The organism is Rhizobium sp. AN6A, assembly GCF_900215635.1.
In the GTDB taxonomy this organism is placed as follows: domain Bacteria; phylum Pseudomonadota; class Alphaproteobacteria; order Rhizobiales; family Rhizobiaceae; genus Agrobacterium; species Agrobacterium tumefaciens.
On sequence record NZ_OCNC01000001.1, the window covers coordinates 144,425 to 170,523 of the forward strand.

The following is a 26,099-nucleotide window of genomic DNA, read 5'->3' on the forward strand; positions in this document are numbered from 1 at the left end:
TCCCGCTCTCGGCAAAATATACTTGCATAATGCAAGTGGTTGACTGATACTGCGTCTACTTGCATAATGCAAGTGGAATTTTTTAGGAGAATTGTTGTGACGCAAACAAGGCGGTCGGGATGCCCGATCAACCTGACACTTGAACAAATCGGCGATCGTTGGAGCCTGATAGTTATCCGCGATATCATCTTCGGTAAAAGGCGCAGCTATGGCGCTTTGCTGGAGCACAACGAGGAACGAATAGCGTCGAATATCCTCGCAAGCCGATTGAAGCACCTGACCGAATCTGGCCTTCTGACACGGAGTTCGGACCCCCACCATAAGCAAAAAGGGGTCTACAGCCTCACTGAAGCTGCGATACAGCTTGTACCTCTAATCGCACATATGGCTGCGTGGGGCGCTCGACATACGCAGCCTAGCAAGGAGGCTTCTTTGCAGGCTGAGGTGCTAGAAAAGGGCGGCGCGTCATTCTGGGATGCCCTTATGGATGAACTCCGTTATCTACATCTGGGCGCCACGCAGCCAGCGCGTTCGGCACTGGACGAGTTGCAGAGGGATTACAAAAAGTTAAGCGTCGAACGATAGCTACTCAGCTCGAATATCGAATCTCTGTAAACTGTTTGACGTGCGTCACTCTCAGAACCCGCCGGGCACGACATAGAGTATGGCGGCAGAGTAGAAGCCCCTATCAGCCGCAGTGACTTTGGAGTGATGGCAAAGCGGCCAAGGAGATGTGGTGGGCGATCATGTAGGCTTGCAGTTACTTGCAAGCGTGTACGTGCAGTGCGCCTGTGCGAAAGAAGACCGCAATGCTCTCAGGACCGTGAACAGTAAAGAGCCTGCTGCGTTTTGCCCGATAGCCGACCGAGCCACGACAGCCGTCACCGTGTCGCCGGCGTGGTCGACGAACAGATTGTCGGCGTCAGCTTTAGCGCCCATCCGCGATAGAAGTCACAATGCCGGCTTTTGCCGTAGCTGTCGGGATAACGGTTCGTGTATTCGTCCCGGAGAATCTGCGCCCTCACATGTTTGCGCTTGCACTTGCAATAATAGTTGCCCTCGTCAGGCTCGGGAAGCTCGCAGCCCCCCCCCGCTCCAGTGTCTCCCGTGCCACCGAGGGGGCTGCGGCCACAATGCAGGCGATGTGTCGGCCAGCCATTGCAGGATCTATATCTCAATATCTCGCCGACATGCCGGAATCTCCAATCAACCCGCGGGCATCACGCTCCTTGCTGTCAGCATCGACCGAAGTCACCCACGCCAAAACCCGGATTACGGGTCGCTAATGCTCGGGAGGGGGCAATATCAATTCGGAAGCAGCGGAGGGAACTGAGAAGTTCGCAATCAAACTCCCATCGCTCTTCAATCATATCGCTGAAGACTTGACAGGCCCTGACTATAAACATTATGGTTGCAATGTTTAGAGCGTCGATGGTGCCTTGGAGGAGTTTTCACAGATACGAGGCTGGACCTGCATGTTCGGCAAACGAATATTTTGCGGGCAGTGGGGTGCTTGCATTTTGGAGGAGGAACCATGGAAGAGCACTTGCCAAACTTTCGGTTAGATAAAAAGACCGCGATCATTACCGGGGGGGCTGGCGATATCGGGCGGGCAGTATCCAAAGGGATGGCTGCATCCGGTGCCTACGTCGTCGTACTAGATTCGGACGGTGCTGCTGCCCAAAAGGTAGTCGAGGAAATTGGTTCGAACGCAGAAGCAGTTGAGGCAGACGTAACAAATGGCCAAGCCATCGAAGAGGCGTTTGCTCAGATAGCCAAAAGCCGCGGCCAAATTGATGTGCTCTTTAACAATGCTGGCATCAATCGCCGAGGCCCCAGTTTAGAACTGAGTACCCAAGACTGGGACGCGGTTGTGGCAGTTAACATGACAGGAATGTTCTTCTGTGCGCGGGCCGCAGCACGCCACATGAAACGTGGCGGAACCATCGTCAATACTGCCTCAATCCTGGGGATGTCTGGCGGCTTTTATCCGAACATTGTCTACCAAGCAACAAAGGGCGCTGTGGTCAACATGACCAGATCCTGGGCTATTGAATGGGCGCCTTTGAATGTCAGGGTTAACGCGGTCGCGCCCAGTCTGGTTCGTACAAGCCTAACAAGCGCACTCACAAGCGACCCAGAGTTTATGAAGCAAGTCGAGGATATTACTCCTCTCCGAAAGCTGGCCGAACCACGAGATATCGCAGGTCCAGTACTATTCTTGGCCAGTGACGCCTCTGCAATGGTCACGGGTCATATTTTACCCGTCGATGGTGGAACCTTGGCCCAGTAACCAAGTCGACAAGTGAATTCAAACGTCCGTGAACTCGTGGGCAGTTTTACCGCCTGACCGCTCCAATCGAAGCGTGAGAAAATTATGTGGAACAGTAAAAATGTATAGCAGATTTAATTTGTCGGGAAAAGTTGCGGTCTTGACCGGGTCGACTGCAGGGATGGGCTTGAGCATCGCTCGAGGTCTCGCCGAGTGTGGAGCGAGTGTTGTCGTTTCGAGTCACCTCCAGGACGCGACGGAAGCGACTGCAAAATCCATGTGTGCTCAGGGCTATTCTGCGAAAGGTATCAAGTGCGATATCACTAACAGCGATGATATCGAAGCCTTCGGTGAAAAGGCGATCGCTGCTTTCGGCAAAGTCGATATCCTTTTCTGTTTAGCGGCTGAACCCACGCAAATTCGTCCAATCCTTGAGCAGTCGCGCGAGGAGCTAAGTCGACTTTTCACAAATACCGTCGCGAACAACCACGCAATTGTCAAGCAGTTTATTCCCGGAATGGTTGAGCGGAAGGACGGCGCTATAATAATGATGTCAAGCATTGGCTCTGAGAGGGCCAGCCCGGGTCTTACGGGTTACGGAGCATCAAAAGCCGCCGTCAACAGTTACGTCCGCAGTATCGCAGCGGAGTTCGGGCAATACAATATTAGAGCGAATGCGATAGCCCCTTCGATCGTACGCACGCCGTTCTCGGAAGAAATTTGGGGTGACGAAAATCGCAACAAAATTATGACCGACAAAGTGCCGTTGAAGCGGCTCGCGGAGCCTGAAGATATTGTCGGACCGTCTATTCTTCTGGCCTCGCCAGCAGGATCCTATATCTCGGGCCAAGTAATCCTGATCGACGGCGGCCGATCAATTACCTGATAAAAGTACTCAAAAATCGACTGGGAGGTGGAGTAAAAATGGATAATGTCAATGTTCGGCAATTTATCGACGACCGGCCTGTAAGCAGGCACCAATTTGCAATACTATTCTTAACATTTCTCGTTGTCGCGTTTGACGGGCTCGACGTTACCATTATTGGTTTACTCGCACCTGAAATTATTCGAGACTGGGGGATCTCCAAAACGGAGATGGGGACTGTTCTTAGTTCTGTCTTTGTTGGGATGGCGATCGGCGCTGCAATCGCGGGTCCGATTAGTGATCGGTATGGCCGAAAGCTGGTGCTTGTGGCAAGCGTCTTCTGGCTGGGAACACTGACATTTCTGTCGGCCTTTTCACCAAATATCGAAGTTTTGCTCGCCCTGCGGTCCCTTACTGGACTAGGTCTGGGGGCGGCAATACCTGCCGCGCTCGCGCTCGTGGCTGAATACGCGCCAAAGCGCCAACGCTCACTCTTCGTAACCATCTGTTTTAGCGGTTATACGGTGGGCGCAACTTTGTGCGGATTTTTAGCTGCCTGGTTGATTTCGAGTTACGGCTGGCGAGTAACGCTAGGAATTTCGGGTGTTCTACCGATGCTTCTAGGCGTCGCGTTACTCTTTCTTTTGCCGGAGTCGGTGGCGTTCTTGGCGCTAAAACAGAGAGTTGGATCGATACCTGGCATTCTCCTGAAAATCGACCCACAGGTATCCTTTTCCGAACGCGCAAAATTTTGGTTGCCTATCGTTGCCGGGGAAGAAAGCTCATCACTTCGCACGCTGTTCGCCCCCAAGTATGCTGTCACAGCGGTAATGCTAAGCTTGGCTTATTTCCTTGGTGTGCTTGTAACCTACGTCATTATGGGATGGCTGCCCGTGATAACCAGAGACGCCGGTTTTAGCGTGGCGCAGAGTTCGATCATCATAGCCCTTTTCAACCTAGCCGGACCCGTTGGGGCAATATCCTTTGGTGCTGTCATGGACCGCCTCAATCCTCAGCGTGTATTAGCTGTGACTTTCACGACGGCGGGTCTCTTGCTTGCCAGCATTAGTATCATCCCTCTGGAATTTGCGACGGTCTGCGTTACGATGTTGGTGCTTGGTTTCTTCCACCATGGGTCAATGGCCGGACTACAAGCACTTGCGCCACAGTCATTTCCGATTGCTGTAAGTGCAACCGGTGTTAGCACTATGCATGCGGTTGGAAGGCTCGGCGCGATTATTAGTGGGGTTCTCGGCAGCGTCCTTATTTCTTTGGGCTGGGAGTTTGGGACAATTTTCATTGCGCTCGCATTCCCCATACTCCTTTGCGCGGCGTCTATGGCGGTGATCGGGATAACTGCTTCTCGAAAAGTGGTCGAGGCCCCCGGCATTTGATCCGAAAAGCCCAAGCTGATCAGGGCACTTTCGCGGCGTTTTTACGAACCAAGTGATCTTGACGAGACCGCATTTCGGTCTCGTCAAAGCCTTAAGTTTCCGCAGCACCCAAGCATTGATTTACCGTTCAATCTCAAGCAATTCCTGTCAAGGTTTTCACAGCATTTCGCGCAGCGTCAAGGATCTCTTTGGAGGCGTCCGGTTGAGCTTTTCGGGTTGCTCTTGAAGCCGTCACAGCGCCGCTGATCAGGCTCAGTATCGCCGAGGCACGTCCGAGCCGTTCGTTTTTCGGGACTTTATGGAGAAGATCGGCAATTGCCTCAACGCTGGCGGAAAATCCATTAGCGAAACGCTCACCAACATGCGTGTCCTGACGAGCTACATCCGCGCCCAAAGCCGGAAACGAACATCCTCCAGCAATGTCGTCGCGGTGGCGCTCGGACAGATAGTAATCGAGGTAGGCCATCAGTGGATCGGCGTGCCCTCTACCCCTATCCGCCATTCGTTGACGACTAGCTTGTACCGTAGCGCCAAGCGCTTCCGCTACGAGCCCGCTTTTTGAGCCGAACTGGGCATAAAGAGCCCCATGCGTAAGACCCGCAGCTGTAGAAATTTCCGAAACGCCTACACCGTCAATTCCACGTTCCTGAAATAGATTAACAGCGGCGCCGATTATCGCTGCGCGGTTTGCCGCGAGTTTTTCTTTGCTCACTTTCATTGCTGCTCCTACAAACATCATCTTGGCCGGCATCAAGTTCACTCAGCGACCTTGACACGGAAAATCCCCATATTAATAATGATCGCAATTAATGGCGGCCATTATGATGTTACCAAACATTAAGGTCGTCATCAATAAGCGGGTGAGGCGTATGCCTTCCGAGACGACGGGACACAGAGCTGCTCACATTACAGCACTTCGGTTTTACCTAACGAAATCTGTAACCAAAGTTGAGAGACACGCCTTGTCGCACCCATTTCACGTCAAGGACACCTTATCCGATGCCCTTCTGATGGACCAACCGTTTGGTGTCTGTCGTTGGGTCTAGAGCAACGCAGCCAAGGAGACATTTATGCCAACCTTTCACGCCCACATTCCCGCTCAAAAGTTCTCAAGTGAGGAGAAGCGCGCTTTAGCCGATGCTTTGAACCTAGCGCTTCACGAAGCGATGAATACCCCTATGGAAGACCGGTTCGTGATCATCAGTGAACACAAGGAGGACGAACTTTACATTCATCCGACTTTTCCTGGCATGAAGCGATCCGATAAGCGTATGATTATAACTGTGACGGCTGGTACAAGCCGTACTGTCGACGAAAAGCGCAAGCTCGCGGAATTGGTTACCCGTTACGCAGTAGAAAAGGTTGGCATCAGTCAAGACGATATCTCCCTGATGATTTACACCATACCTCTGGAAAATATGAGCTTTGGGGGTGGGAAGCTGGTCTCTGACATCGATCTCTCCATGCCTTGGGTAAATAAGTAATAGGAAGGGTTGCTGGCCGAGCGACGGTATAGGGAAAAAAGATGGGGTAAGATCCGACCGGGTACCGGATAAAATAACCTCGGGGTTCTCCGTAGGCTTTTGTCAGTGGGTCCCAAATCGCCTCTCGGTCAGAAACGAATCTCCTTCCGAAGGATCAACCAAAATCGAAAGTCCCGTCACGATTATTACTCCTCGTGATGGGACGCGCTGTTCGCAATATCGGAGCATCCCCCCCGAGCGCGATCATTGGTTACCCGGTAGAGGTTAAACCGTTTTCCCGTAATGTATCCTTTGGCATGATCCGTTTCGGACCTGTATCTCGATCCGTCGACCGCACGGGGATCTATCCAACCCGTTGAGAAGCAGGGAAACAAAAATCATATGGGAATTCGACTGGTAAACCTTGGATTGCGGCCGCATGTCAGGCCTATGAGAGTTGACTGCAGACGGCGTCTACCTCCAAGCAACTCCCCACTCCAACTTTGGTAATCAGCGTGCCAGCGATGCAGCATGAAGGTCTTCAGGCCACGCCTGTGGCTCGAAATCACTAAGCTTGCCGCTCATAATCAGCGTCGCCACAAAAGGCGAAAAATTGCTGGTGAAGGAGCATGGCTGCGAGCGATAGGCCTATCGTGGTTTATCAAACACCGTCAAACGATGAGGAAGCGTAATGGACCACGAACTTTACTGGATCAGTGGAAGCCCCTATTCTTGGAGGGTTCAACTCGCGCTTGAATATAAGCAGGTGCCCTATATTTCCCGCCGCTTAGATACGGGGAAAAAGGAAAACCGGTCACCGGAATTCCTTGCGCTCAACCCTCGCGGCAAGGTGCCGGTGCTGACGACTGGCGGAACGGCTATTTGCGAATCCATCGCCATTGTGAGTTTTCTAGATCGCATGCATCCAGCCCTTCCGCTGTTTGGCAGAACGACTGAGGAGCATGGTCGGATCTGGCAGCGCGTCTGTGAGTTTGAAAATTATGCGCGCGACCTCATTGAGATGGGGATCGTACGCCCATTGTTACGCGGCGACGCCAAGGATGATCTAGAAGCGATGCGCGCTTCGGCGCGTCATGTAATGGATGTGCTCGGCTGGATGGATCGCCACCTTTCGCATGCCCCTTATCTGGCGGGCAAAGAGATCACAGCAGCAGACATCGTTACCATTCCAAACGTGCAGTTGCTCAGGCGGGTCGCATCGCGTCCAGACGCGATCGAATTGGCACTGGGTCTTGACACGCTCGATGCGCAGTTGCCGGCGCTGGGCGCGTGGCTAGTACGCATGGAGGCGATGACAGGTTACGAGGCAGCTTATCCGCCGCACTGGAAAAGTTCGTGACGATCCGCCGTCTAGGAAACATCATGTGCACGCTCGGCCTCGTTCAGCCGGAGTCGAGCGTCGTCGATCCCTGAAACTGAAGGCCAACCGCCTGGTACTGTGGACCTTCGCGGACCGCCCGAACCAACTGTCCAACAGCCACATCCCGATCAACGGCATCCTCAATCCTCGACGAGCAATAGAGAGGGGTTGGGGAAATTAAAGAGCGGTTATGAGGGGAGTGTGTGCCTGCCTTCGAATTTTGATGCCGGGCAGAGATGCCAGAACCCCAACGCTGCTTTCAAGGCGAAAGTAGTATTTGCCGCAACCGCGCTTTAGCGTGTGTCTGGTGACACTGTCGTGAGGAATTCGGATTATGTTTGGTTGCCTCGCGTAAAATGAACACAGTATTCAGGCATAGTGCGGCATCGTCAGTAGATTTCGAACTCATTACCGAGAGGCACGACAGATCGGGGGGAACCGGAACTGATGCCGATAGAATCTCGCGATTTATGCGTCACCACTCTAAGGAAGAGTTGGCCGAGCCCCTTGCCTTGATGCTGAGGGCTTTCAAAATGTGCATATGCGTATATTCTGGCTGTCGAGTATTAATCCAACCTAGTTCCAGGAGTTTCAACAGTGCCGAAATCGAGCTATCTTGATGCATCCGCGCTGCTTTGCAATTGCACCGCCGTTCGACAGGCTGCGCGACATTTAACTCGATTTTATGACGCTTGTCTCTCTGAGGTGGATCTGCGGGGTACGCAGTATATTATCCTTGTGTTCCTATCGAGACGTGGACCGGTTACGATGGCCGAACTGTCAGAAGCCCTCGTGGTGGATCGAACCACGATGGGACATAATCTAAAGCCATTGGAACGTGATGGCCTTATTGAACTAAACATTGGCAAAGAGGATCGCCGTTCTCGCATTATCTCGCTGACGGGGGCGGGGTTGAGGAAAGTAGAAGAAGGCCGCGCGGCTTGGACGAGGGCGCAGGACGGATTTGAACAAAAGTTCGGAGCAGCGAAGGCCCGAGGCATGCGCAATATCATGGGCCAAGTCGTTAAGACTGAACTCGGCACGGATTAATATGCTGCCCGGAGATGAATTAGTGTTCGAGACGCAGAATCGCCTGCCCGCTTTATAGCGCTTGCACCTGAATCAAGAGGGTTTGACGGCATGAGCCGCGGACCAAAGGGAACCCGGATTAACTCTCTCTGGATAAAGCGCTAACATTTTATCATAGAGTTCGCGCGCGCTCGTTGTCGACTCCAACGACCTATTGAAAGCTAAAATGTAATTACGTGTTTCGCCAATATGTCTGGGGTCGCTATCGGGATCAATTACACCGTGACCTGCGACAACAGCATGCGGATCTAGCGCCTCCACCTTGTCGAGCGCCGCGAGCCACTCTTTACGCGCAGCCGCGTCACATTCGGCTAGATGCAGGTGTGTGTTGTTGTAAACGCAGTCGCCTGAGACAACGAGATCAATGGACGGAACATGCAGGCAGGTCGTGCCACCTGTATCGGTATGTCCGAGCGGTACTACCAACAGTTCTTGTCCTTCGAGTTCCAGCACGTTGCTTTCTAGGACATTTGGGACAACGGGGTTTTTCGGAATTTGGCCAGGGAACCGCGGCTCCCAAAAGTTCTTTATGAAGTTCGGATCGATCTGCTGTCGGATATCTTCAACGACAGCAGCAGTCGCCAGCGCCTTCGCTTTGGGAAATCGGCTGAGTAACAACCTGATGCCAAAATAATGGTCCCCATGGGCATGGGTGACATATATTGTCGTGAGGTTCTTGCCGCTTGCGACGATCCAGTCCGCTAACTCCTCCGACTGTTTCTCAGAAAGAAACGTGTCAACGAGAACCGCGTCCCGTTCGCCATGGATTAGGGTTACAGTGTTGGTCACCCACGCCAACGTCTCCGTGCCAGGCGGAAGTCCCTGGGTGGAACTCGCGCGTTTCTTTGTCAGCAGCTTCCATTTTAATGGCGCACGTGAGAGTTGCATTCGAGTCATGGTTCAGCTTCCAGTTATCGATGCTCAGTATCTGCTTAGATCGAGCGAGCAATCAGCTTAGGTGCTGCAGGAACCATTCCGTTGCCGCCGCCGCCGCCATGTCGAATTGATCGAGGTAAGGGTCGAAGTGGCCGCCAGGTATCAAGGCAAGTTTTTTTGGCTCTAACGCGCGCTCATAGGCAGCCAGCTCAATCTCCGTGAGTGTTACTTTATCTTGGGACGCCACGACCATGAGCAACGGCGTCGGAGCAATGCGCGATATCCACACACCGGGCTCGTACATGCGAGCGCTTCGTGTGGAGCGGATCGTTACCTTGTTCTCCCATATTCCGGCTGGAATCGGCTGAGTGTAGAATTCAATGGCTTCCGTGGAACGGTAAGACGCAGCCACAGAGATGTCGTCACTGACAAGGGCTTGGTACAGAAGGGGGTCACCGCGCAGTCGGCTCCGGTCTTCTTGCGCAAGCATCTCATCGAACGCAGGAAAAGCATCGGGGTTAATACGTCTCAGGAACTGTTCGTGACCGCTGATCGTTGGCACCTGCGCAACTACGCAACGAAGCCTTCGGTCGGTCGCGCCGAGTACTATGGCATGCCCGCCGGCGTAGCTGGTTCCCCATACGCCAATCCTTGTCGGATCAACTTCGGGACGAGTCTCAAGGTAGGAGATTGCCCGGCGCCAATCGGCGATCTGTTGCCACGGGTCAATGTCTTGCCGCGGCTCGCCGCCGCTTCTTCCAAAACCTCGATGATCATGGAGCAGCACTGCAAAACCTGCTGAGGCAAAGGCTTTTGCAAAGGGTTCGATCCCGTGATCGCGGGTTCCGCCATAACCGTGTGCCATTGTAATGGCGGGGTGAGGGCCAGCGGAATCCGGGACGTAAAGCCACGCTGATAACTGAACGTTGCCTTCTCCTGGAAATTCTACATCTATCCTTGCAACCACAGCATTACCTCCATCCAGTTATGTGCATATGCGCCTATCCTTGCAGAGAAATTTGACCATTGCAAGATCGTAGACATTCCACTGCACCGTCCGGGGGCGAAATTCTCACTACGAAAAATGCGGTACAGTCACAGAGTCTCGCAGATTTGATGGCTAAATGTCATGTCGTTTATCCCCGGCAACATGTGCACATTCTTGGCAAAAACCTGTATGTTGCACTACGGAGGAGTACATTTCTGTGAAGGTAGCTATGCCTACGATAAAACATTCAATCAGGAAGATACGATCATTTCATGTCGAGCGCTGGCATGTCTGTGCAGATGCATTTATTTGTAAATCCTTTTAGAAGGCGATCTACTGGCCTTCGGCCGAGCCCGCAACTAACCCGATTGAAGAGCCGAGCGGGAATGCATGCGCCCTACAGTGGATCCCTGTGCGGCAACAAGCGTTGAACCCTGAAGCGGCTCGCAAACCGTTCATATCGCTGTTGTGCTGGCGGCAACTTTGTCATAACCTGTTGCCGTTAATTCAAGATGTCTTGACATTTCAATACTCTTTTAGAATTATTAACATAACAACATCTTTAGGACGGCGATGCTCGCGATTTTGGCAGACGACCTCACTGGCGCATTGGACGCTGGCGCACCATTCGCTGCTCGAGGCATGCATGTAGAGATTGCTCTATGTCTTGAGTCAATTGGGGAAGCTCTGCGTGAGGGACCCGACGTTGTCTCCATTAGCCTTGGAACGCGCGAACTGAACGAGGCAGACGCCAGCCTGAGGACGTCAGCAACCTTGGCATCGTTGCCGTCCGGTACTCGCCTGTTCAAAAAGATCGATTCCCGGATGAAGGGGAATATTGCAGCCGAACTTGATTCCACGCCCTATACCAAGGCACTGGTTGCGCCGGCGATTCCAGAGTTTGATCGCAGAGTGGTTACTGGCCACATTGAGGGCTTCGGAATTGACGAACCAATTTCTATAACCTCCCGACTAGCGTCCCATGCGGCTCGGGCAGTGGTTCCAGATGTTCGTAGCCAAAGCGACATGCGGCAATGGTTGGAATGGGCCGAAAGAGGCAATGTTGATCTTCTCGTTGGGGCTAGGGGCTTGGCGGAGGCTCTAGCTGAGAGACTTACGTCCAGCGCATGTGTTCGGCGGGCTGAAATTCCAGGCTGCCCGACGCTGCTTGTCATTGGCTCCCGCGACCCGATAACACTCCGTCAGATTGAAGAACTGCGGGCTGCCCATCCATTGCAGTATTTTGCTGCTCCCAATGGGAAACTTAAGGAGTGTTTATCGAATATGCCTGTTGTCACTGTCGTTCAGGCAGTGCCAGGAGAAGAGGTTGTTACGGCGGCCGATGTCTCGCAAGCGCTTGCGGACAGTGTTTTTAGCGGCGAGAACAACACTACCCTCGTTCTGTCTGGGGGCGCTACGGCTGAGGCTGTATTAGGGACCTTAAGGATAAAGCGATTCAGGCTGATCGGCGAGTGCCTACCCGGCCTGGGCTTGGCCCACGCTCACGGCCGTTGCATTATTGCAAAGTCTGGCGGATTCGGGGCACCCGATACGCTGGTGAAGATCGTCGACGAAATACTCCGGAAGATGGACTAAGTGATGGGATTAGAGACCGGAACAGCTCGAAGAAGCCTTAGCGATCTGGTTTTTCAGCGTATGCATCGGGCTATCAAGTCTGGCGCCTACCAGCCCGACGAGCGGCTGCCTACCGAACACGATCTGGCGATAGAGTTTGAGGTCTCGCGGCCGGTGATACGTGAAGCGTTGCGCCGACTTCGAGAGCAAGGATTTATCTATTCGCGCCGTGGTGCTGGAAGCTTCGTTCGCATTGTTGGCATGCGTGAGCCTCTTGGGTTTGGACAACTGCAAAATATTACAGACCTCCTGAATTGCTATGAATTCCGGTTGAATGTTGAGCCAGCGGCCGCGGCGGCGGCGGCAGAGCGCCACGGCGAGGGGGACATAGCTGCCATCGGCCAAGCGTTGGAGCTTATGCGCGATGCAACCAATCGGCACTCTCACCGGGCAGATGCGGACTTCCAATTCCACTTGGCTATAGCCCGTGCCGCCAAGAACCGATACTTCTCGACGGCAATGGAAGCTCTGGAGGACCACATTGCCGTCGGGATGAAGTTCCACGGAGCTTCGGTTCAACGCGATAGCGCTGGCTTAACGCGCGTGTTTACCGAACACGATGCGATCACAAAAGCGATCTCGGAGCGCAATCCCGAATCTGCGCGCCAACTCATGCGAGAACATCTTATCGGATCGCGCGAGCGCCTCTTATATGGGACGTAAACGGATTATGGTTTCAAGGCGAGGTTCTGTTTTGGACTACAGTGCGGATTGGTAGATTTTCAGAACATCTTCTTTGTTCATATCAACGGGATTATTATCCATAAGCCGTCGAATTCCATGCGCTTCACTCGCAAACTGCAGGAGGTCATCAGCCGTGGCGCCGTGCGCAGTGAGCGACATCTCAATCCCAAGTTCCCTGCAGAAATCACAGGCGGCTCCCAAGAGGTTATCCTGTGACAAAGCGGAGCCAAAGCCAAGGGCATCAGCAACTTCGGCAGTTTTAGCCACGGCCGCTGGCTGATTAAAAGCGAGAACATGGGGAAAAATGATCGCATTTGCCAGCCCGTGTGGCAGCCGAAGCCGCGTGCCCAAGGGATAGGCGATAGCATGACCAGCCGCTGTATTTACTGGGCCGAGGCAGATGCCGCCATAGTAGGAGGCCAGCATCAGCCCCTCTCGGGCCTCCGTATCTGTGCCATCTCGTACTGCGCGGCCAAGGTACTTGCCGACCAAGCTGAAACCCATGCGGGCAAAGCCGTCGATCATCGGATGGGCGCGGCGATTGGTGAAAGCCTCGACGCAGTGCGCCATGGCATCAACGCCGGTCGCAGCGGTCACAGACGGTGGCACCGAATATGTCAACTCGGGATCAAGAACCGCGCAATCTGCAATCATGTGTGGGCTCTCCACCGCGATCTTGTTGCCCTTTGCGGGGTCGGTGATCAGTGAGCGGGTGCCTGCCTCGGAACCGGTGCCGGCTGTCGTGGCGACCTGCACGAGACCAGTCTTTCGTCCTGCAACCTTGTTCGGCCCGGCCACGTCGACAAGAGACTGATCCGAGTCCCAGAGTACGGCGACGAGTTTTGCAACATCCAATACAGAGCCTCCGCCGAGACCGACGATCAGGGTAGGTTTGCACTCACGCGCCGCTTCAAGAGCCGCGTCCAGCGTCGCAATATCCGGTTCCCCCGGAATAGCGTCGAACACCGTGACCTTCCCGCGGAGTTCAAGACGCTCTACAAAATTGGCAGTAATCGGAGTCGCGATCACAAGCGTTGAGGCACCGCCGGCAGCCCATCTACCGACCTCTCCGACGGTACCTGCACCGACGGTCAGACACCGAGGCTGTTGAAATGTTAGGGAAGCAATCGTCATGTTGTAATCCTTACTTCGACGAGCCGGCAATAAGTTTGCGTGCATATGTAATGGCCTCGTTCATATTGCTGTGATTGGCGATGCCTTTGCCGGCAATGTCGAACGCCGTCCCGTGGTCCACCGAGGTCCGGTCGATGGGGAGATCTACTGATACGTTCACGGCCGTATCGAAGGCGACAAGCTTGATCGGAATATGCCCCTGGTCATGGTATTGAGCGACTATCAGGTCGAAGGCACCGGTGTAGGCGCGGTGAAATACGGTATCGGCAGAGATTGGGCCATGAGCATCAATCCCCTCCGCCCTTGCGGCAATGACAGCCGGTGCGATCTGCTCGTCGTCTTCGCTTCCAAACAGTCCGTTTTCGCCGCAATGCGGGTTTATTCCGGCAACGGCGATGCGAGGAGCCGTGTAGCCGATGCGTTTGAGATGTGCGTTCCCGGCGCGGATCGTGGCGAGGACCCGCTCGGTTGTCGCCCTCTCAATTGCGTCTTTCAATGAGACATGCGTCGAGACGTGAATAACCTTCAACTTCTCGGAGGCCAGCAACATGTATGCGGCTTTTGATCCTGTCAGGCTGCGCAGCATTCCGGTGTGACCGTCATAGTGGTGCCCCGCCATATTTAGGGCTTCCTTGTTAATCGGGGCGGTTACGATGCAGCCAATCTCGTTGGTCTGCGCATCCCGAACAGCATTCTCTATGAACCGAAATGCGGCGTCCCCCGCCACGGCACTTAGCTGCCCCCACGCGAGCGGCGCACCGTCGATGGGTAGGTCTACAACATACGGCGCTAGCTCAATATCGAGGCCCAACGCGTGACGCGCTGCGTTCAAAGTGGCAAGATTCCCGTAAATTCTAGTCTGCTTTTGGTCGTCTTTGCCCATATCCACCAGGGCTCGGACACAGATCTCGGGCCCCACGCCACAGGGATCTCCCATTGTTATCCCAATGATATCACTCATGCCAGCTCCGTCGTTAAAGCCACTTCATCAAAGCGGCGACCAGACATATTCGTGGCGATAGAAAGCGGGCGACCGAGATAGTTGTCAAGTTCTACTTTGTAATTCACACCACGAATACTTAAGAAGTGTGACTTTAATATGTTGATAAATAAAGCTAAAATTTTTTTCTTTACGACCTGATGCAGAACAACACAGAAACTAATTGACAAACTTAGTATTCAGGGCAATGTTTTGAGGCGTCTTTTAGTGCGGATCCAATGCCGCGATTGCCATCAATCGCAGGCAGACGTTCTTATTGAGATCGACGCGGGCAGTAACGGCAATTGCATCATTCTGTTCAGCTATTCGTGCAGCCGGTTTGAAGCCAGATATAGAGGATAGACGTGATGCCTAGAGATGCTTTCGTTGCGATAGTCACCTGCTTCAATGAAGATGAAACAATCAACTATGCAGCGACCCGCAGTCAGGTGCGTCGCCAGGTAGAAGCGGGGAACAACATTATGTGCGCCGGTACAAACGGCGATTTCAGTGCGCTCACTTTTGACGAGAAAGTTCGGCTGACCCATGAAGTGGTGAGCGAAGTAGATGGTCGGGCGAAGGTTATCGTTAATGCCGGCATGCCATCGACATTCGTGACTTTAAAGCTTGCCCGCGAATTTGACCGTATCGGTGTTGATGGTATTGCGGTAATCACGCCGTTTTTTGTTGCCTGTACCCAAGAAAGCCTCGTCCGGCATTTTTCCGTGGTTGCCGACTCTGTCACGACGCCTGTTTATCTTTACGATATACCGGCTCGAACGCAAAACCACATTGAAGCAGACACTGCGCGCAAACTGGCGACCCACGGCAACATTGCCGGTATCAAGGATTCGGGCGGCACCCAGGAGACCCTTGAAGCCTACCTTCAAATCGCAAAAGAGGTCGATGGTTTTGATGTCTATTCCGGGCCAGACCATCTGGTCTACTGGGCGTTACAAAACGGCGCGGCCGGCTGTATCTCCGGCCTCGGCAACGCGATTCCCAGCGTGCTCGCAAATATTCTGAAAGCTTTTAATGAAGGCAATACCGCTGAGGCCCAGAAACACCAGGACACGTTCGCCGCTTTTCGATCCGAGTTGTATGCGTTGGGATTTGCTCCGGCCATGGTTAAGCGAGCACTCTATCTGCAAGACAAAACGGTCGGCGTAAGCCGCCAGCCGGCTTTGTTGTCAAGCGACGAGCAGGACGCCAAAATTATCCAGATTCTACGGCGGCACGGCCTCTGACGATGATCGTTTTAACTCCGACGCGCGTGTGCGGCACACCAGCATCACTTGTTTATGTCACTAACTATCGAAAACCAAGCCCATGGTATCGAATGCTATTATCAACGGGAGGAAACGTGAATGTCTATTCTATCAAAATTCATCGGCGTAGCTGCGATGACTGTCGGATTAGCGCTAAGTGTGGCGGCCTCCGCCACGGACTTTCCAAGCAAAACAGTGACGATTGTTGTGCCCAATCCACCTGGCGGGGCTTCCGACATCATTGCCCGCGTGGTCGCAGAAAAGCTCCAGCAAAAGTGGGGTCAGCCGGTTGTGGTCGAGAACCGGCCTGGAGCAAGCACAATCATCGGTTCTGACTATGTGGCCAAATCGGCTCCGGACGGCCATACTTTGCTGCAGATGACATTGACTCATTCATTGAACAAGACTCTTCAGAAGAGCCTACCATACAACACCGAGAAGGACTTCGTCGGCGTCGCGCAAACGAACCTTTCCCCGATGGTTCTGGTTGCCCATCCAAGCCAGCCATTCAAAAATATCAAAGAATTGATTGAGTTCGCCAAGGCCAACCCGGGGACACTAACCTATGCGTCTGCTGGTAACGGGACGGCCCAGCATCTTTTAGCAGAAATGTTCAAAAACATGGCCGGTGTCGATATCGTCCACATCCCTTACAAGGGAAGCAGCGACGCTCATCCCGATCTGATCAGCGGGCAGGTGGCGATCATGTTTGATACCATTCCTGCTATCCGGCAGCACATCGAGTCCGGACGCATCAACGCGATTGCTGTCGCCGGTGCGAACCCGTCGGCATTGCTTCCAGGGATACCGACCATAGATGAAAGTGGGTTGAAAGGGTACAATGCGGGTTCGTGGGGCGGTTTGCTTGCCCCCGCTGGCACACCGGTCGACGTCCTCAACAAGATCAACACCGACGTGAACGCAGTCCTTGCCGAACCAGCAGTGGTGGAGCGGCTGACGAAAATGGGCCTGGAGATCAAAACAGGGTCCCCGCAGGACTTCGACGCCTTTGTGCGGGGCGAAACCAGCCGCTGGGCAGAGGTCATCAAAACGGCAAAGATCGTCGCCGATTAATCTCGAACAGAATGTGAATTGAGTTGATGAAAGAAAACACAAGCTACGACGTAATCGTGGTTGGCGGTGGACCCTCTGGGTTCATCGCTGCCACGGCGGCTGCACGGCAAGGGGCCAAGACCCTTTTGATCGAGCGCTACGGCTTCCTAGGAGGGATGCCCACCACGGCGTGTATCGGCCCTATCTCGCCGTTCCACTTCAAAGATGAGCAGGTCATCGGGGGGATTCCGCAACAGTTCATTGACCGCATGGTCGAGTTGGGCGGCAGCACGGGGCATGCAAAGACAACCGATCCCAAAGGTCATGGCAGCTATGTCTGTTTTTATGACCGTCAGATCTACAAATGGGCCGCATTGCAGATGGTCCAGGAGGCAGGCGCCGATATCCTGTTCCATAGTTTTCTATCCGACGTGCAGGTCGAAAACGGTCGGGTTGTTTCCATCACAACGACGAGTAAATCAGGCAGAACGGCCTACCGCGCACAGGTCTTCGTTGATGCGACCGGTGACGGCGATCTAGCCGCACTTGCCGGTGCGGAATACTCCGTTGGCCGGGCCGATGGTGTCGTTCAGCCAGCAACGCTGATGTTTGAAATGGCACAGGTCGACACAGCGGCAGTCAAAAAATACATGGACGAAAACCCGGACGATTTCTGGAGACGTTCCGAGATCGTGCCAATGCGGACGTTCTCGACTGATCTGGAACAGAAGCACTATTGCGGCCAAGGTTTCATACGCGCCGTGCGCGAAGCGACGGACTCGGGAGACCTTAAGCTCGGTCGAGACTCAGTGCTCTTTTGGACTGGCGTTAGACCAGGAGTCCTGCATTTCAATTCGACCCGTGTGTCTGCCGTTAATGCGATCTCAGCGGACGACCTGACGCGTGCGGAGATCGAAGGACGCGAGCAGCTGATGTCCTTGGCCGATTTTCTTCGCCGCAAAGTACCAGGGTTTAAGCATGCATATGTTTCAGACTCAGGCGTGCAGATAGGCATTAGAGAGAGCCGCCATATTGTTGGCGATCACCTGCTATCGCAACAGGAAGTTGTTACTGGCGCTAAACATGCTGACGTCATCGCGCGGGGTTATTTCCCGATCGACATTCACAATCCCAACGGCCGTCAGGGCGCCTCGAAGGATGGCGGTGTCTGGAATGACATTGATGATTCCTACGACATACCGTACCGCTGCCTTTTACCTAAGGGCTTGAATGGGCTCATAGTCGCTGGCCGGGCAATTTCGGCATCGCACGAAGCTCATGCTTCATTCCGCACTCAGGGCGGTGTCATGGCTATCGGCCAGGCAGCCGGTACCGCCGCCGCACTAGCCGCGAAAAACCTTGTCAGCCCGCGGGATGTCGACATCAACATTCTTAAAAGTGCGTTGGTCGCAGATGGCGCTATGCTGGTAAGAGATACACATCGTGCAGCGCAAGACAAGCAGCGCGCGGACGCCGCTGTTCAAGCTGCTCTCGACAACGGATCGATTTCAGCGGCCTATCTGGCGAGATAAAATACAGGACTGCGTAAGGGAGGAGTGACCGGGATGCGACTGCATATTCGAAATTACAATGAGCTTGGAGCCGGAGCGATTTATCTCCTGTTTGGAGTGTCTGCGCTTTGGTTTGGACGCGACTACCCGATGGGAACTGGTGCCCGCATGGGCCCAGGCTACTTCCCAATTATCTTGGGCGTATTGCTTTCTGGTTTTGGTTTCATCGCCTTGGCACGAGCGCTCATACTAGAGAATATTACGATTCCCACATTCGCATTTCGGCAACTCATCCTCGTTACCGGAAGCATTGTTCTTTTCGCTGTGCTTCTCCAATATGTCGGCGTTGTTGTCGCCCTCATAACCCTCATGCTCGTCGGAGCTTCGGCGAGCAGCCGATTCCGGCTACATTGGAGGTACGTGCTCGGCATCTTAGTATTCGTGGCGATTTGCACCGTTGTCTTCGTTTACGCTCTCGGAGTTCCAATCCCCCTTGCGGGCACTTTGTTTATGGATCGGTGAGCGTCATGGAAATTTTCGAACATCTCGCGCTGGGTATTAGTGCCGCGGCTAGTTTTCAAAACCTTTTATTCTGTTTGATTGGTGCAATCTTGGGCACCGCCATAGGAGTCTTACCTGGATTGGGGCCGACTGCTACGATTTCCATCCTTCTGCCGTTAACCTTCGGGCTTCCGGCTGAGGCGGCCTTGATTATGCTGGCTGGTATTTATTACGGGGCCCAGTATGGCGGCTCTACGACCGCTATCCTGGTTAATCTGCCGGGCGAGCCGTCCTCCATCGTCACCGCGATTGATGGTCATCAGATGGCGCGGCGGGGAGAGGCCGGAAAGGCGCTCGCAACCGCGGCGATAGGCTCATTCATTGCTGGCAGCATCGCGACGCTCCTAATAGCAATGTTTTCTCCAGCGTTGGCGGAAGTTGCGCTAAATTTCGGGCCCGCTGAATATTTCTCTTTGATGGTACTAGGCCTTGCTGCGTCTGTTGTTCTAGCCAGCGGCACCCTGTTTCACGCCCTCGCGATGATCCTGCTGGGGCTTTTGCTTGGGACTGTTGGCATGGACATTACATCAGGCTTTTCCCGATATTCTTTCGACACACCCCAGTTGCTCGACGGGATCGATTTTGTTGTGGTCGCGATGGGACTGTTCGGTATCGCTGAAATCGTGGTCAACCTTGAACAGGAAACCACCCGTGAAGCGATGGTGTCCAAAGTAAAGGGTAAGTTGCTGACGCTGGCAGATTTTCGCCGTATTCTCCCGCCTATCCTGCGTGGCACGGGTCTCGGCTCCGCATTGGGCATCCTTCCGGGTGGTGGAGCCATGTTAGCAGCTTTTGTCTCATATGCGGTCGAAAAGAAGCTATCAAAGACCCCCGAAAGATTTGGCAAGGGTGCAATTGAAGGGGTAGCGGCTCCGGAAGCGGCGAACAATGCAGGTGCGCAGACTTCCTTCATTCCAATGTTGACGTTGGGAATTCCCTCGAACGCGGTCATGGCACTCATGATCGGAGCGTTGATCTTGCAGGGGATACAGCCCGGCCCAACAATGATGACGGATCAACCTCGTCTATTCTGGGGTCTGATCGTGTCCATGTGGATTGGCAATTTCTTTCTTCTTGTCCTCAACCTACCTCTGGTGGGCTTGTGGGCGAGAATGATTTCAATCCCTTATCATCTATTATACCCGGCGATTTTGGTTTTCTGCTCTATCGGCGTTTTCAGTCTGAGCAACATGACATTCGACATCTACATGATGGCGGGCTTCGGCGCGCTTGGATACATCCTCATTAAGCTCGGTTGCGAACCTGCTCCACTCCTGCTTGGTTTCATCCTCGGTCCAATGATGGAAGAGTACTTGCGGCGGGCGTTACTTCTTTCCCGTGGAGACGCAACGGTGTTTGTTACACGACCCATCAGTGCGGCGATGCTTATTATCGCTGTGCTGGTGCTTGCTGCCGTTGTCTTGCCCTCGGTGCGGAAGAAAAGAGTAGAAGCGTTCCAGGAGGAGTTGTGAAGATTCCCAGGCGAAGCCGCAGGCGGGCCGATGGTCGGCTGCGGCTTCGCAGTCACGTCACGCCATCGATAGCGACAGGGACAGGGACAAGGGCTAACGATCTGCGTCGCTTTGTCGAAATCGTCCAGAGCAGCTTCAATTCCCTTGCTGCCGGAGATTTAACGGTACGCATGAACGAGCGCGTTGCACCCGAATTTGATGCGATCCGGCAGAACCTTAACGTTTCTGTTTCTTCACTTGAAGAAACGAGCAGCAACGTTGTTCACGCGGTCTATACGATACGCTCCGGTCTCTCCGAGATATCTACCGCATCGAAGCAGCAGGCTGCCTCGCTTGAGGAAACCGTGGCGGCTCTCGGTAGAGTCACTCGTGGCGTAAACGATACCGCAGATGGTGCGTCGAGTGCACAAAAAACTGTGAATGTTGCCCGTGGAGATACCGAGAAAGGGTGGAGAAGTCGTCACCCGCGCGATTGCGGCGATGACGGTATTTCAGGGGTCTTCCAGCAAAATTGGCAATATCATCAGCGTTATTGATGAGATTGCTGTCCAGACCAACCTCCTTGCACCTGAATGCTGGCTTTGAGGCTTTGCGGTTGTGGCGCAGGAAGTACGTGAACTTGCACAGCGCTCTGCCAAGGCTGCGAAAGAAATCAAGGAGCTGATTTCCATTTCGTCTACCCAGGTAGATTCTGGTGTTCAACCGGTCGAAGAAACCGGCTCATCTCAAGGCAAGATCGTCGAGCAGGTTCTGGGCATGAGCCAGACCGTCCATCAGATTCCTGCCAATGCGCGTGAACAGGCGGTTAGCCTGCGGGGGGTGTCGTCTGCCGCAGACCAGATGGACAAAGTCACACAACAGAACGCAGCCATGGTGGAAGAAACAACGGCTGCCGCTCAGAGCCTTTTACAGGAAACCGAAAATCTGGCGTTGGAAATTCGCCGCTTCAAAGTCGCAGGCGACAATAGGCGAGCCCACCATGGATATGTGCAGTATAAGGCCGCCAGCTAACAAAAATTCGCGGAGAGTCCTCTTGGGCTTGAGAAGTCCGAAATCGTGTCCCGCTTCCACTATTCGCTGGGACACGATCAAGCCTCGACAGTATCTTTCCCGGCAGTAGTGCGAGGTACACTGTCGCGTATGGTGCGAAGGATTCAAATGAAGTAGTCCAAACGCAGCCGCCGAAATCGTGCTGACCTGCTGGAACATCGCAGACCAAGCGCAGGAGTATATTAAAAATGGTCGTCGCGCATTCGCATCCGGTTGTCCCCATCTCTAACTCTGACATACGATGGCAAGGCAGAGATGGAAGGTAGGGGCAGAAAAGAAGTGCCCGTTCTCGTGCCTCTGGCCCTGCGCAGCCATGTTGGCAGGAGCAGAGGCCGGCTCTAAAGCCTGAAATATTGTAAAAGAGTCTGGGCGATACAATGTAAGGCAAGACTTGAGGCGAGACCAGTCCAGCCAATAAAGGCACTTTAATGAAGCGAATTGACTTCACGATTCGACTGATTGGATCTTTCGCGGTCTTAGCCTTGCTGATCGTATCCCAGGGACTCCTCAATCGGCACATCGCCACGGAGGCAGAGCAGCAGGTCATCCGCGGTCGATATGCGGGAGATATTCTCTCCGGTTTGCTGGAGCTGTCAGCGACCAAGCAGCGGCTCCGTGCATGGTCTCTGCGCGCGCTGATTGGCGCAGATCATGCTCCTGGCGACGGGGAGATTCTTAGAACTCATATGGCCGCAACCATCGAAGAGCTCCAGCACATCAGCCAGCGAACACGGACGATGGATCATCTGGCTGGCGCGCCTGCCGATGATGACGACGCGCGCGATGAGGCCTTGCAGCTGATCTCCGGTAGCGTTATTGCGCTGAAGCCTGCCATCGAAGACATCAGGTCACATACGGGAGCCGATGATGTGCGAACGGCCTGGGCATCCATCGAGAAAGTTTTCGATCAGGGAGCCGGGCGGGATCTTCGCGAAGTTCTCAACGACACTATCGCCAAGGAACGGTCGCAGCTCATCATCACGCGCGCCAACGCGGATGCCGCGCTACTGCAGCTCAATCACGTCCTTGCGGTGATGACGTTCATCATCGCCGTTATCGGCATGGGGTTGGCCTACAGCATCGCCAATGCCATCCGCCGCCCACTCCAGCAGATGTCGGAAGGCGCGAAGGCTTATGAAGGCGGCCAGCTCGAACATCGCATCCCCGTGACGACCACCGACGAGTTTGGCCGATTTGCCGCCAGCATCAACCGCATGGCGTCCGAGCTTTTGCTGAGACGCAATGAAGAAGCCAACCACCGGATTGTGCTTGAGCAACAGGTCAGAGAGCGGACGTCCGCCCTTGAAGATGCCTTATCGCGTTTGCGCGCTTCGGAGGGGCGTCGGCGCAGTCTGTTGGCCGATATCAGCCACGAATTGCGCACACCGACGACGGCAATCCGCGGTGAAGCGGAGATTGCGTTGCGCGGACAAAAGGCGGATGACGATTACCGCGCGTCGCTTGTGCGGATCGGCCAAGCGGCCGGGCAGATGGGGAGCCTGATCGACGATCTGCTGATGATGGCACGTGGCGAGGACGAGACGTTGGCAATGACCAGGGAGCCGATCGACATAGCAGGTCCACTCGAAGAAGCGCTATTGAGTGCGGCAGCCTTAGCCAACCAGCGAAGTGTGAAGATTGTAGCCGATATCGAGGATGCGGAAACGATCGTGGCTGGCGACGCGTTTCGACTAAGGCAAGTCATTGCCATTTTGCTCGATAATGCCATCCGCTATTCGCCTTACGATAGCCGCGTCGAAGTTACGTCTAGGGTAATCGAAAGCAATTGGGAACTGGTCGTTCGCGACCACGGGATAGGTATCGAACCCGAAGCCATAGAACACATTTTCGACCGTAATTTCCGCGGCAACAATGCGCGGCTTCATCGTCCGGAAGGGACAGGCCTGGGTTTGTCCATCGCCAGACATCTGGCATCTGCACACGACGGAACGATCATTCTATCCAGCGATAGGGAGGAGGGAACGACAGCCGTGCTTCGGTTGCCACTGGCCAGAAACCCCGCCGTTCCTGAAACCATCCCGGAGACGACGAAATGAACATCCTCATCATAGAAGACGATCCGAGAGTGGCAGATTTTTTGGTGCGCGGATTGCGCGCGGAAGGCTACGGCGTCAGTGTCGCACGCGATGGCCCGACAGGCATCGAACGCGCGCACGAGCTATGGCAGGAATGGCGCACCACAGGTGCAAACGGCGCTATCCTGCTTGATGTCATGTTGCCAATCATAAACGGCTCCGATGTCTGCCAGACGCTGCGCGCGAGCGGCATATCGGCACCGATTTTGATGCTGACCGCCCTTGGGTCCGTGACTGATCGTATCTCTGGCTTGCGCATGGGCGCCGACGACTATCTGGTCAAACCGTTCTCGTTTGAAGAACTGCTGGCACGGATCGAGGCGTTGATGCGCCGACCGATCGACCTGCGTCCGCTCGGTCCCAGACTATTGAGTGTCGGGCCTGCTGGAGTTGGACCGGGAATCTATGCGTGTCACCGTTGAGGGCGAAGAGATTTCGCTGACCGCCAAGGAACTAGCGCTTCTCGAGCTGTTCATGTCGGCACCAGGACGCGTGCTCAGCCGGGAACGTATCTTGTCGAATATCTGGGGCGCAGGCGAAGACCCCTTGACGAATGTCGTGGATGTCTACGTGCGTCGATTGCGTGCAAAGATCGACCGCTCATCGGAGAGTCGATCCTGCATCACAACTGTTCGAGGTATCGGCTACCGTCTTGAAATAGATCGGTAGTTGCTGCCTGCTTCAGACCGATATTATTTGGCGGCGTAAGGTAGTGAGGAGTGATGCTGAACGATACGGATCGTTCCCTCATCATCCTTCTTGAACGTCCACGATTTGTCGACGGTCGTCACTTTGCCGTCCTTGTCGGTGAAGGACACCTTACCCAATGTTGTCGCGTATTCGCCATCCAGAAGAATGGCAGCGTTCTTGACGTCGACTTCACGCCATCCCTTCAACGCAAAGCCCGTATCGGCAGGGTATTTGGGATTTTGGCCCACGAAATACGAAAGGGCGCCCTCACGGTCGGTACGGAATGTTTGAGGTTCCTGCGTCAAGGTCGGTTTGAAAAGCACCGGGCCTAACTGGTATCCATAGGCCGCATCGATCACATTCGCTGCCATTTCATGGGCGGGCTTTGCACCCTTTTCTTCATATTCACGAGAAATGGCCACTAGAGCCTCGCCCCATGCCTTTTGTGTCTGAAGGACCTCAGCCTCGCTTATGGCTCCGTTATGAATTTCGACGGCGTTAACGACGCCGACGGTCATAAGCAGAGCAGTTCCTGTTATGGCAGTCGCCTTGGCTATCCAGCGCATATGTGTCTCCTGTTTGGTTGCTCGATGTGAGCGACAACAGGAATATGGATGTCCTCTCTGAAGCTGGCGTGGCTGCTTCATGAACAGATGATGGACAGAATATTACAGTGCAACGCTCGGTCGTGTCCGAAAACCATCTCTAAAAGCTCATGCACCGCGAAGTTGTATCAAAGCTACAGCAAACAACCGGTCGAGGTCGACGCGGTCCGGATCTGCCAAGACTTTCACGAGATATTCAACCATCTCGGTTAGCGGTTGCCGGTAAGTCGTGAGGTTATAGTTCGGATTATCTGCCTGGGGCACCTCGTGGAAACCCGTAATTGCTATGTCCTCTGGAATGCGCAAACCCAGCTTGTAACGGATAACGTCAGCGGCGCCGATCGCTAGCGCATCATTCTCGCAGACCAGAATGTCCGGTATCATCGCCGCATCGCGACCTGCAATGTGAAATACACGGGCAAAACGGCACGATCGTTTTTGACCAGGAAAACATGAACGAATTGTGGGTGCACAGGACTGGCGAAGCAGGGTTTGTACGGCACCTCACAGGGCCAGATCAGCCGACTTTGCCGCCTTTTGCCCAGCGCCTGGCCACAATTTCGGTTTCAACGAGCAGAAGGTTATCGAGGCGCGCGACCTGCTCGTCATCATCGGTGGCAGAGCGAATGTAGGTCCTGACTTCGCGAAGGTCTGGAGATCGAGAAAGTCATCCACGCCATGGCCGACTCGAACGGAACCCCGATACGCGGTTGAGGCAAGACTGATATTTCAATTAGGAGAATGACGATGGAGCAACCGTTTATCCTTGCCGCCTGCGTGGAGATGCTTTGGCGCGACAAACCGATCGAATGGCGCTGCGCGCAACGCAATGACCTCGGCTTTGGATCGCCTGCTTCATCATTCGACGGTAATCACAATTGGAGGTGACAGCTATCGCCTTCGCGAAATGCGCCAACGAAAAATCAATCATGGCGGTCAATTTCTGATGGCGCAAAAGGGGTCGATTCTTCGTGTCGCTTGACACGCAGCCCGGGTGTTTTGTGCGCGGGCGATTGTCAGTAGTGACAATATG

25 protein-coding genes and 1 pseudogene are annotated in these 26,099 nt (G+C 54.1%); 19 read left to right on the forward strand and 7 right to left on the reverse strand.

Annotated elements, in window-relative coordinates:
* The first annotated feature begins 96 nt into the window (after positions 1-96).
* The 4 genes from CRO62_RS00670 to CRO62_RS00695 all read left to right on the forward strand — a co-directional run bounded on the left by CRO62_RS00670 (position 97) and on the right by CRO62_RS00695 (position 4,531).
* Entirely contained in the window at positions 97-585 is a 489-nt protein-coding gene (locus CRO62_RS00670; RefSeq protein WP_373694498.1) for a winged helix-turn-helix transcriptional regulator, read from the forward strand.
* Positions 586-1,534: 949 nt separating this feature from the next.
* Positions 1,535-2,293 carry an SDR family NAD(P)-dependent oxidoreductase gene (locus tag CRO62_RS00685; RefSeq protein ID WP_097098762.1) on the forward strand — a complete coding sequence of 253 codons (759 nt, stop codon included), beginning with the start codon at positions 1,535-1,537 and terminating at the stop codon, positions 2,291-2,293.
* A 100-nt stretch (positions 2,294-2,393) separates the two neighbouring features.
* A complete protein-coding gene (locus CRO62_RS00690) occupies positions 2,394-3,158 on the forward strand; it encodes an SDR family NAD(P)-dependent oxidoreductase (protein WP_097098763.1) in 765 nt (254 codons plus the stop codon).
* 38 nt (positions 3,159-3,196) lie between these two features.
* Positions 3,197-4,531, forward strand: coding sequence for an MFS transporter (locus CRO62_RS00695; protein WP_097098764.1), 1,335 nt, complete (start codon positions 3,197-3,199; stop codon positions 4,529-4,531).
* A 133-nt stretch (positions 4,532-4,664) separates the two neighbouring features.
* On the opposite strand, the gene CRO62_RS00700 is transcribed toward CRO62_RS00695, so the two are convergent.
* The gene (locus tag CRO62_RS00700) at positions 4,665-5,249 is read right to left on the reverse strand and encodes a TetR/AcrR family transcriptional regulator (RefSeq protein WP_097098868.1); all 585 of its coding nucleotides are present in this window, start codon (positions 5,247-5,249) and stop codon (positions 4,665-4,667) included.
* A gap of 352 nt (positions 5,250-5,601) precedes the next feature.
* Here CRO62_RS00700 and CRO62_RS00710 point away from each other — a divergent pair, with 352 nt between their 5' ends.
* The 3 genes from CRO62_RS00710 to CRO62_RS00720 all read left to right on the forward strand — a co-directional run bounded on the left by CRO62_RS00710 (position 5,602) and on the right by CRO62_RS00720 (position 8,425).
* Positions 5,602-6,015, forward strand: coding sequence for a tautomerase family protein (locus CRO62_RS00710; protein ID WP_097098766.1), 414 nt, complete (start codon positions 5,602-5,604; stop codon positions 6,013-6,015).
* 670 nt (positions 6,016-6,685) lie between these two features.
* On the forward strand, positions 6,686-7,354 hold the full coding sequence (locus CRO62_RS00715) for a glutathione S-transferase family protein (protein ID WP_097098767.1): 669 nt from the start codon (positions 6,686-6,688) through the stop codon (positions 7,352-7,354).
* A gap of 726 nt (positions 7,355-8,080) precedes the next feature.
* Positions 8,081-8,425: a MarR family winged helix-turn-helix transcriptional regulator gene (locus CRO62_RS00720; RefSeq protein WP_323455424.1), complete on the forward strand. Its 345-nt coding sequence runs from the start codon at positions 8,081-8,083 to the stop codon at positions 8,423-8,425.
* 72 nt (positions 8,426-8,497) lie between these two features.
* Here CRO62_RS00720 and CRO62_RS00725 read toward each other — a convergent pair whose 3' ends face one another.
* Positions 8,498-9,253, reverse strand: a complete 756-nt coding sequence (locus tag CRO62_RS00725) for an MBL fold metallo-hydrolase (RefSeq protein ID WP_323455412.1) — start codon at positions 9,251-9,253, stop codon at positions 8,498-8,500.
* A 160-nt stretch (positions 9,254-9,413) separates the two neighbouring features.
* Positions 9,414-10,307: an alpha/beta hydrolase gene (locus CRO62_RS00730; protein WP_097098770.1), complete on the reverse strand. Its 894-nt coding sequence runs from the start codon at positions 10,305-10,307 to the stop codon at positions 9,414-9,416.
* A 594-nt stretch (positions 10,308-10,901) separates the two neighbouring features.
* On the opposite strand from CRO62_RS00730, the gene CRO62_RS00735 reads away from it, so the two are divergent.
* Together CRO62_RS00735 and CRO62_RS00740 are read left to right on the forward strand one after the other, a co-directional pair.
* A complete protein-coding gene (locus CRO62_RS00735) occupies positions 10,902-11,924 on the forward strand; it encodes a four-carbon acid sugar kinase family protein (RefSeq protein WP_097098771.1) in 1,023 nt (340 codons plus the stop codon).
* Between the two features lie 3 nt (positions 11,925-11,927).
* Positions 11,928-12,626 carry a FadR/GntR family transcriptional regulator gene (locus CRO62_RS00740; protein WP_097098772.1) on the forward strand — a complete coding sequence of 233 codons (699 nt, stop codon included), beginning with the start codon at positions 11,928-11,930 and terminating at the stop codon, positions 12,624-12,626.
* A 36-nt stretch (positions 12,627-12,662) separates the two neighbouring features.
* On the opposite strand, the gene CRO62_RS00745 is transcribed toward CRO62_RS00740, so the two are convergent.
* Together CRO62_RS00745 and pdxA are read right to left on the reverse strand one after the other, a co-directional pair.
* Positions 12,663-13,781 carry an iron-containing alcohol dehydrogenase gene (locus tag CRO62_RS00745; protein ID WP_097098773.1) on the reverse strand — a complete coding sequence of 373 codons (1,119 nt, stop codon included), beginning with the start codon at positions 13,779-13,781 and terminating at the stop codon, positions 12,663-12,665.
* A 10-nt stretch (positions 13,782-13,791) separates the two neighbouring features.
* A complete protein-coding gene (pdxA, locus tag CRO62_RS00750; RefSeq protein WP_097098774.1) occupies positions 13,792-14,742 on the reverse strand; it encodes a 4-hydroxythreonine-4-phosphate dehydrogenase PdxA in 951 nt (316 codons plus the stop codon).
* A gap of 386 nt (positions 14,743-15,128) precedes the next feature.
* On the opposite strand from pdxA, the gene CRO62_RS00755 reads away from it, so the two are divergent.
* The 9 genes and pseudogenes from CRO62_RS00755 to CRO62_RS27425 all read left to right on the forward strand — a co-directional run bounded on the left by CRO62_RS00755 (position 15,129) and on the right by CRO62_RS27425 (position 24,440).
* The gene (locus CRO62_RS00755) at positions 15,129-16,007 is read left to right on the forward strand and encodes a dihydrodipicolinate synthase family protein (protein WP_097098775.1); all 879 of its coding nucleotides are present in this window, start codon (positions 15,129-15,131) and stop codon (positions 16,005-16,007) included.
* A 120-nt stretch (positions 16,008-16,127) separates the two neighbouring features.
* On the forward strand, positions 16,128-17,102 hold the full coding sequence (locus CRO62_RS00760) for a Bug family tripartite tricarboxylate transporter substrate binding protein (protein WP_097098776.1): 975 nt from the start codon (positions 16,128-16,130) through the stop codon (positions 17,100-17,102).
* Between the two features lie 26 nt (positions 17,103-17,128).
* Positions 17,129-18,613 carry an FAD-dependent oxidoreductase gene (locus tag CRO62_RS00765; RefSeq protein WP_097098777.1) on the forward strand — a complete coding sequence of 495 codons (1,485 nt, stop codon included), beginning with the start codon at positions 17,129-17,131 and terminating at the stop codon, positions 18,611-18,613.
* A 33-nt stretch (positions 18,614-18,646) separates the two neighbouring features.
* Complete coding sequence (locus CRO62_RS00770) at positions 18,647-19,114, forward strand: tripartite tricarboxylate transporter TctB family protein (protein WP_097098778.1); 468 nt, start codon at positions 18,647-18,649, stop codon at positions 19,112-19,114.
* A gap of 5 nt (positions 19,115-19,119) precedes the next feature.
* Positions 19,120-20,625: a tripartite tricarboxylate transporter permease gene (locus CRO62_RS00775; protein WP_097098779.1), complete on the forward strand. Its 1,506-nt coding sequence runs from the start codon at positions 19,120-19,122 to the stop codon at positions 20,623-20,625.
* Positions 20,626-20,747: 122 nt separating this feature from the next.
* A pseudogene (locus CRO62_RS00780) lies at positions 20,748-21,636 on the forward strand (methyl-accepting chemotaxis protein); the annotation flags it as partial.
* A 521-nt stretch (positions 21,637-22,157) separates the two neighbouring features.
* Positions 22,158-23,732, forward strand: a complete 1,575-nt coding sequence (locus tag CRO62_RS00785; protein ID WP_179784418.1) for an ATP-binding protein — start codon at positions 22,158-22,160, stop codon at positions 23,730-23,732.
* A complete protein-coding gene (locus CRO62_RS00790) occupies positions 23,729-24,193 on the forward strand; it encodes a response regulator transcription factor (protein WP_323455413.1) in 465 nt (154 codons plus the stop codon). Before CRO62_RS00785 ends, CRO62_RS00790 begins: the two co-directional genes overlap by 4 nt.
* Positions 24,177-24,440, forward strand: a complete 264-nt coding sequence (locus CRO62_RS27425; RefSeq protein ID WP_323455414.1) for a helix-turn-helix domain-containing protein — start codon at positions 24,177-24,179, stop codon at positions 24,438-24,440. Before CRO62_RS00790 ends, CRO62_RS27425 begins: the two co-directional genes overlap by 17 nt.
* A 23-nt stretch (positions 24,441-24,463) precedes the next feature.
* Here the strand turns inward: CRO62_RS27425 and CRO62_RS00795 are convergent, their stop codons facing one another.
* Positions 24,464-24,979, reverse strand: a complete 516-nt coding sequence (locus CRO62_RS00795; protein ID WP_210201834.1) for a hypothetical protein — start codon at positions 24,977-24,979, stop codon at positions 24,464-24,466.
* Positions 24,980-25,174: 195 nt separating this feature from the next.
* The gene (locus CRO62_RS00800; protein WP_097098782.1) at positions 25,175-25,450 is read right to left on the reverse strand and encodes a substrate-binding domain-containing protein; all 276 of its coding nucleotides are present in this window, start codon (positions 25,448-25,450) and stop codon (positions 25,175-25,177) included.
* A 445-nt stretch (positions 25,451-25,895) separates the two neighbouring features.
* Between CRO62_RS00800 and CRO62_RS27430 the strand changes: the two genes are divergently transcribed.
* Positions 25,896-26,048 (forward strand): ATP-binding protein, encoded by a 153-nt coding sequence (locus CRO62_RS27430; protein ID WP_373694499.1) that lies wholly within the window; start codon positions 25,896-25,898, stop codon positions 26,046-26,048.
* Positions 26,049-26,099 lie beyond the last annotated feature (51 nt).

Coding starts and splice junctions, on each gene's coding strand:
- CRO62_RS00685 (WP_097098762.1), top strand. CDS start 1,535: ATGGAAGAGCACTTGCCAAACTTTCGGTTAGATAAAAAGACCGCGATC.
- CRO62_RS00690 (WP_097098763.1), top strand. CDS start 2,394: ATGTATAGCAGATTTAATTTGTCGGGAAAAGTTGCGGTCTTGACCGGG.
- CRO62_RS00695 (WP_097098764.1), top strand. CDS start 3,197: ATGGATAATGTCAATGTTCGGCAATTTATCGACGACCGGCCTGTAAGC.
- CRO62_RS00700 (WP_097098868.1), bottom strand. CDS start 5,249: ATGAAAGTGAGCAAAGAAAAACTCGCGGCAAACCGCGCAGCGATAATC.
- CRO62_RS00710 (WP_097098766.1), top strand. CDS start 5,602: ATGCCAACCTTTCACGCCCACATTCCCGCTCAAAAGTTCTCAAGTGAG.
- CRO62_RS00715 (WP_097098767.1), top strand. CDS start 6,686: ATGGACCACGAACTTTACTGGATCAGTGGAAGCCCCTATTCTTGGAGG.
- CRO62_RS00735 (WP_097098771.1), top strand. CDS start 10,902: ATGCTCGCGATTTTGGCAGACGACCTCACTGGCGCATTGGACGCTGGC.
- CRO62_RS00740 (WP_097098772.1), top strand. CDS start 11,928: ATGGGATTAGAGACCGGAACAGCTCGAAGAAGCCTTAGCGATCTGGTT.
- CRO62_RS00745 (WP_097098773.1), bottom strand. CDS start 13,781: ATGACGATTGCTTCCCTAACATTTCAACAGCCTCGGTGTCTGACCGTC.
- pdxA (WP_097098774.1), bottom strand. CDS start 14,742: ATGAGTGATATCATTGGGATAACAATGGGAGATCCCTGTGGCGTGGGG.
- CRO62_RS00755 (WP_097098775.1), top strand. CDS start 15,129: ATGCCTAGAGATGCTTTCGTTGCGATAGTCACCTGCTTCAATGAAGAT.
- CRO62_RS00760 (WP_097098776.1), top strand. CDS start 16,128: ATGTCTATTCTATCAAAATTCATCGGCGTAGCTGCGATGACTGTCGGA.
- CRO62_RS00765 (WP_097098777.1), top strand. CDS start 17,129: ATGAAAGAAAACACAAGCTACGACGTAATCGTGGTTGGCGGTGGACCC.
- CRO62_RS00770 (WP_097098778.1), top strand. CDS start 18,647: ATGCGACTGCATATTCGAAATTACAATGAGCTTGGAGCCGGAGCGATT.
- CRO62_RS00775 (WP_097098779.1), top strand. CDS start 19,120: ATGGAAATTTTCGAACATCTCGCGCTGGGTATTAGTGCCGCGGCTAGT.
- CRO62_RS00790 (WP_323455413.1), top strand. CDS start 23,729: ATGAACATCCTCATCATAGAAGACGATCCGAGAGTGGCAGATTTTTTG.
- CRO62_RS27425 (WP_323455414.1), top strand. CDS start 24,177: ATGCGTGTCACCGTTGAGGGCGAAGAGATTTCGCTGACCGCCAAGGAA.
- CRO62_RS00795 (WP_210201834.1), bottom strand. CDS start 24,979: ATGACCGTCGGCGTCGTTAACGCCGTCGAAATTCATAACGGAGCCATA.
- CRO62_RS00800 (WP_097098782.1), bottom strand. CDS start 25,450: ATGATACCGGACATTCTGGTCTGCGAGAATGATGCGCTAGCGATCGGC.
- CRO62_RS27430 (WP_373694499.1), top strand. CDS start 25,896: ATGACCTCGGCTTTGGATCGCCTGCTTCATCATTCGACGGTAATCACA.